Annotated in this window: 5 protein-coding genes; 2 read left to right on the top strand and 3 right to left on the bottom strand. The window is 76.2% G+C overall.

Annotated features, from left to right (window positions below):
* Positions 1-78 precede the first annotated feature (78 nt).
* Complete coding sequence (locus ACSNOB_RS31390; RefSeq protein ID WP_436690986.1) at positions 79-720, bottom strand: phasin family protein; 642 nt, start codon at positions 718-720, stop codon at positions 79-81.
* A 112-nt stretch (positions 721-832) separates the two neighbouring features.
* Here ACSNOB_RS31390 and ACSNOB_RS31385 point away from each other — a divergent pair, with 112 nt between their 5' ends.
* Entirely contained in the window at positions 833-1,171 is a 339-nt protein-coding gene (locus tag ACSNOB_RS31385; RefSeq protein WP_393112011.1) for an SCP2 sterol-binding domain-containing protein, read from the top strand.
* A 105-nt stretch (positions 1,172-1,276) separates the two neighbouring features.
* Here the strand turns inward: ACSNOB_RS31385 and ACSNOB_RS31380 are convergent, their stop codons facing one another.
* Positions 1,277-2,302 carry an HAD-IIA family hydrolase gene (locus ACSNOB_RS31380; protein ID WP_436690984.1) on the bottom strand — a complete coding sequence of 342 codons (1,026 nt, stop codon included), beginning with the start codon at positions 2,300-2,302 and terminating at the stop codon, positions 1,277-1,279.
* Positions 2,299-3,369 (bottom strand): Replicase polyprotein 1ab, encoded by a 1,071-nt coding sequence (locus ACSNOB_RS31375; RefSeq protein WP_436690988.1) that lies wholly within the window; start codon positions 3,367-3,369, stop codon positions 2,299-2,301. Before ACSNOB_RS31375 ends, ACSNOB_RS31380 begins: the two co-directional genes overlap by 4 nt.
* Here ACSNOB_RS31375 and ACSNOB_RS31370 point away from each other — a divergent pair.
* On the top strand, positions 3,271-5,004 hold the full coding sequence (locus tag ACSNOB_RS31370) for a hypothetical protein (RefSeq protein ID WP_436690990.1): 1,734 nt from the start codon (positions 3,271-3,273) through the stop codon (positions 5,002-5,004). The genes ACSNOB_RS31375 and ACSNOB_RS31370 overlap by 99 nt on opposite strands.
* Positions 5,005-5,164: the final 160 nt, after the last annotated feature.

Below are 5,164 nucleotides of genomic sequence, written 5' to 3'. Positions count from 1 at the left end.
GGGCCGGGACGGGCGCCGGGCGGCGGGCCGGGACGGTACGGGCCGGTCACGAGCCGCTCCCCGCCGGCGTGGGGCGGGTCACGCCCCACCGCCCGGCTGATCCGTGTGGCCCGGCGCCTTCTTCACCGGCCGGGCCGGCTCCACGTCGGTGGCCCCGGCCGGGGCCACGGCCGACGGGGCCCGCTTCGCCACCGCCTTCTTCGCGACCGCCTTCTTGGCCACGGCCTTCTTGGCCACGGCCTTCTTCGCCACCGCCTTCTTGGCCACCGGCTGCGTCGCGGCGGAGCCCTCCGACGCGGCGGGGGGCGCGGCCGGCTCGGCGGCGCCCGGGGCGGCCGGCCTCGCGCCGGTGCCGGACGGCGCCTCGGACGTCGTGGGCGACGGGGTGCCGGTCGCGGCCGGCGGGGCGGCGAGGGTCGTCCTGGCCTCCCGGAGCTGACGCTCCAGCTCGTGCACCCGGCGGGTCAGCTCGGCGACCTCGTCGGCGGTGGCCAGCCCCACCGCGCCGAGGGCCCGGTCGACCTCGAACCGGACCAGCTTGGTCAGCGCCTCCCGGTTCGCCGCGCCGGTGGAGACGAGTTCCTCGGCGAGCGCCTGCAGCTGGGCGGCGGTCGCCCCGCCGGAGCCGACGAGGCGGCGCGCCGCGTCCTGGGCCTTCTTCCGGGGCGCCTCCGTCAGGCCCATGGCCAGCTCGAGGTAGGCGCGCCACGCGTCCTGCATGCCTGAGTCCTTCCGCGGGGCGGGGTGTGCAGGTGTCACGCTACCGGGCACCCCACGACGCCCCGTGCGGTACGGTGCCGGGGACGGCGTGGCGAACGGCAAGGGAGCGATCGTGGCCAGCGTGGACGAGTGCCGGCAGGCGTTGCAGGATCTGGCCGCCCGGCTGGACCGCAACGCGGAGACGGTGCGGGAGAAGATCGACCTGGACCGGACGCTGGCCTGCCGGATCACCGACCTCGACACCGCCTTTCACGGCCGGCTCACCGGCGGCCGCCTGGTCGACCTGGCCGACGGCGACGATCCGAAGGCCAAGATCGCGCTGAGCACGAGCAGCGACGACCTGCTCGCGTTGGTGCGCGGTGAGCTCGACGTCACCCGCGCGGTCACGTCCCGGCGTGTGTCGATCAAGGCCAACCCGCTCGACCTGATGAAGCTGCGCAAGCTGCTCTGATCCCGGGGCGGGCGGCCCGGCGCGATCCGGCCGCATGCCCGACGCGATGCGACCGCATGCCCGACGCGATGCGACCGCGTGCCCGGCATGATGCGGTCGGGTCGCTCAGGCGGAGAGGCCGAGCGCGCTCAGGGCCTGCGTGGCCTGCGTGGCCTGCGCCGACCCGGGGCGCACCCGCGCCGGCTCCGCGGACCAGGCGGCCGCACAGAGCGCCGCCAGCGCGTCCAGCGGGCGGCCGGCGCCGGACAGTTCCAACGCGCCGTCCCGCGACGCCACCGACCACCCGCCGGTGTCCGCCGCGCCCGGGACCCGCACCACCGCCGCCGGGTCGAAGAGCCCGGCCAGGTCCATCGAGACGTACGTCGGCCGCCGCTGCGGAGGGGCGGCCAGCAACTCGGCCGCGTCGCTGACGCCGGTGAGCACCAGCAGGCTGTCCAGCCCTGCCCGGCGGGCGCCCTCGATGTCGGTGTCCAGCCGGTCGCCGACCACCAGCGCCCGGCCCCCGCCGGCGCGGCGGGCCGCGGTGGCGAACAGCGCCGGCTCGGGCTTGCCGACGACCACGTCGGGATCGCGGCCGAGCGCGGTCCGCAGCGCGGCGACCAGCGCGCCGTTGCCCGGCAACGGTCCCCGACCGCTGGGCAGCGTCCGGTCGGTGTTGGTGGCGACCCAGGTCGCCCCGCCGCGCACGGCCACCGACGCCTCGGCCAGGTCCACCCAGCCGACCTGTGGCCCGTACCCCTGCACCACCGCGACCGGCGACTCGTCGGCCCGGGACACCGGCGTCAGGCCGGCCGCGCGGACCTCGGCCCGCAGTGCCTCGGCGCCGACCACCAGCACCGCGGCGCCGGCGGGAAGCCGGTCGCGGAGCAGCTCGGCGGCGGCTGCCGCGGAGGTGAGCACCTCCTCCGGCCGGGCGGGGACACCCATCCCGGTCAGCAGGTCGGCCACCTCGCTGGAGCGGCGCGAGGCGTTGTTGGTCGCGTACGCGACCGCCCGCCCCTCCGCGTGCAGCCGGCCGACCGCCTCGACCGCACCGGGGATCGGCCGGTCGATCAGGTAGATCACGCCATCGAGGTCGAAGACGACCAGGGCGTACCCGTCGACCAGCCGCTCCCCGGCGCCCGTCGTCATCGCTGCGCGGCGTCCGACTCGCCGGTGACGTCCGTCGCGGTGGCGTCGCCGTCAGCCGCGTCGCCGTCGGCCGCGTCGCCGTCGGCGACGTCGGTGTTGGCGACGTCGGTGTCGGTGACGTCCTTCGCGGTGGCGTCGGCGTCGGTGACGCCGGTTGCGGTGGTGGCGGTGCGGTCCGCGTCGGGACCGGCCGCGACAGCCCCCGCCTCGTCGTCGGTCAGCTCGTCCTCGGCCAGATCGTCCGTCGGCACGGCCGCGGCCTCGTCCCGCCGCTCGTCCGCGATTCCGGCCTGCTCCGGCTCGTCGACGGTGCCGGCCTGGCCCCGTCGCTCGTCGTCGTCGCGGTCGGCGGGCTCGCTCTCGCCGGTCAGGTCGGCGTCCGGACGGGCCGGCACCGCACCCGGGGTCCCGGGACCGGAGGCGATCGCCTCGGGCGACTCCTCGTCCTCCTCGTCGCCCTCGATCACCACACCGTCGAGTTCCAGCAGGCGCTCCGCGGCGTCGGTCTCGCCCTCCGCGTCCACGTCAGCCGCCCGGGAGAACCACTCGCGGGCCTCCTCGCGACGACCGACCGCGAGGAGCGCATCGGCGTACGCGTAGCGCAGCCGGGCCGTCCACGGCTCGGCCACCTCGGTGGTCAGCTCGGGAACCTGGAGCATGGCCACCGCGGCGTCCTTCTGGCCGAGGTCGCCGCGCGCACCGGCCGCCACGATCAGCAGCTCGATCGCCACGGCCTGGTCCAGCTTCTCCCGGTCCGCGCCACGGAACAGGTCGATCGCCCGCTCCGGCCGGCCCAGGGCCCGCTCGCAGTCCGCCAGCACGGCCAGGTGGCTCTGCAGCCCGGTCATCCGGTGGTACGTGCGCAGCTCCGCGATCGCGGTCTGCCACTCCCCCGCGTGGTACGCGGCCAGACCCACCGCCTCGCGAACGGCGGCAATCCGGGACGCGAGCCGACGGGCGGCCAGCGCGTGCGCCAGCGCCTCCGCCGGGTCCTCGTCGATCAACTGGCCCGTGGCCACGAGGTGTCGGGCGACCGTCTCGGCGACCGGCTTGGCCAGCGACAGCAGCTCGGCCCGGACGTCCTTGTCGAGGTCGGTGGCGACGATCTCGTCGGGCAGCGCCGGCGCCTGGGTGCGCTCGCCCTCCGCCTCCGGGCGTTCCCGCCGCTCGTCGCGGCGCTCCCCGCCACGGAAACCGCCCTCGCGGTCACCACCACGGAAGCCACCTTCGCGGCGGTCACCACCCCGGTAGCCACCCTCGCGACGCTCACCACCCCGGTAGCCGCCTTCGCGGCGGAAGCCACCCTCACGGTCACCGCCCCGGTAGCCGCCCTCGCGACGCTCACCGCCACGGAAACCGCCCTCGCGGTCACCACCGCGGAAGCCACCGCCCGGACGCTCGCCGCCCTCACGACGGAAACCGCCCTCACGGCGCTCGCCACCACGGAAACCGCCCTCGCGGTCACCACCACGGAAGCCACCCTCGCGGCGCTCCCCGCCACGGAAACCGCCCTCGCGGTCACCACCACGGAAGCCACCCTCGCGGCGCTCCCCGCCACGGAAGCCACCCTCGCGGTCACCACCGCGGTAGCCACCGCCCGGACGCTCACCGCCCTCACGACGGAAACCACCCTCACGGCGCTCGCCGCCACGGAAACCGCCCTCGCGGTCACCACCGCGGTAGCCACCGCCCGGACGCTCACCGCCCTCACGACGGAAACCACCCTCGCGACGATCGCCGCCACGGAAACCGCCCTCGCGGTCACCACCACGGAAGCCACCGCCCGGACGCTCACCGCCCTCACGACGATCGCCGCCACGGAAGCCCTCACGGTCACCGCCACGGAAACCGCCCTCGCGACGGTCGTCCCGCGCCTCGCGGGGCGGACCCGAACGGAAGCCACCCTCGCGGCGCTCACCGCCACGGAAACCACCGTCGCGGTCACCACCACGGAAGCCACCCTCGCGACGGTCGTCCCGCCCAGCGCCACCCTCGCGGGGCGGACCCGAACGGAAGCCACCCTCGCGACGATCGCCGCCACGGAAACCGCCCTCGCGGTCACCGCCACGGAAGCCACCGCCCGGACGCTCGCCGCCCTCGCGACGATCGCCACCACGGAAGCCGCCCTCACGGCGCTCACCGCCACGGAAACCCTCACGATCGCCACCGCGGAAACCGCCCTCGCGGTCACCACCGCGGAAGCCGCCCTCGCGACGGTCGTCCCGCGCCTCGCGGGGCGGACCCGAGCGGAAGCCGCCCTCGCGGCGCTCACCGCCACGGAAACCGCCCTCACGGCGGTCACCATCGCTGCGGAAGCCGCCCTGACGGTCGCCACCGTCACGGCGGAAGCCACCCTCGCGCGGCGGACCCGAACGGAAGCCACCGTCGCGGCGCTCACCGCCACGGAAACCGCCCTCGCGGTCCCCGCCGCGGAAGCCACCCTCGCGACGCTCACCGCCACGGGAAGCGTCGCGGTCGCCACGGAAACCGCCCTGGCGCTCGCCGCCATCACGACGGGGGGCGCCGCCGTCGCGGGAACCGGACCGGAAGCCGCCCTCGCGGCGGTCACCGCCGGCATACCCGCCGCGCTGACCGTCCCGGTCGTTCCGGTACGAGGGGCCGTCGCCGCGGCGCGGGGCGCCCTCGCGCCCGCCCGAGCGGTCGTCGTTACGACGGGGACGATCTCCGCCCTGCGATCCTGAACTCACAGGTACATCCTTCCTCATTGCGCCACCTATGGCGCTACGCAGTCGAGGGGCGACCCGGATGGGGCGCCCCTCGACTGGAATGATTGTCCGGCGGTGTCCTACTCTCCCACACCCTCCCGAGTGCAGTACCATCGGCGCTGGAGGGCTTAGCTTC

Origin of the sequence: Micromonospora sp. URMC 106, assembly GCF_051386395.1 — a bacterium.
Classification (GTDB): domain Bacteria; phylum Actinomycetota; class Actinomycetes; order Mycobacteriales; family Micromonosporaceae; genus Micromonospora.
This window is presented reverse-complemented; position numbering and strand designations above follow the sequence as displayed.

Coding starts and splice junctions, on each gene's coding strand:
- ACSNOB_RS31380 (WP_436690984.1), bottom strand. CDS start 2,302: ATGACGACGGGCGCCGGGGAGCGGCTGGTCGACGGGTACGCCCTGGTC.
- ACSNOB_RS31390 (WP_436690986.1), bottom strand. CDS start 720: ATGCAGGACGCGTGGCGCGCCTACCTCGAGCTGGCCATGGGCCTGACG.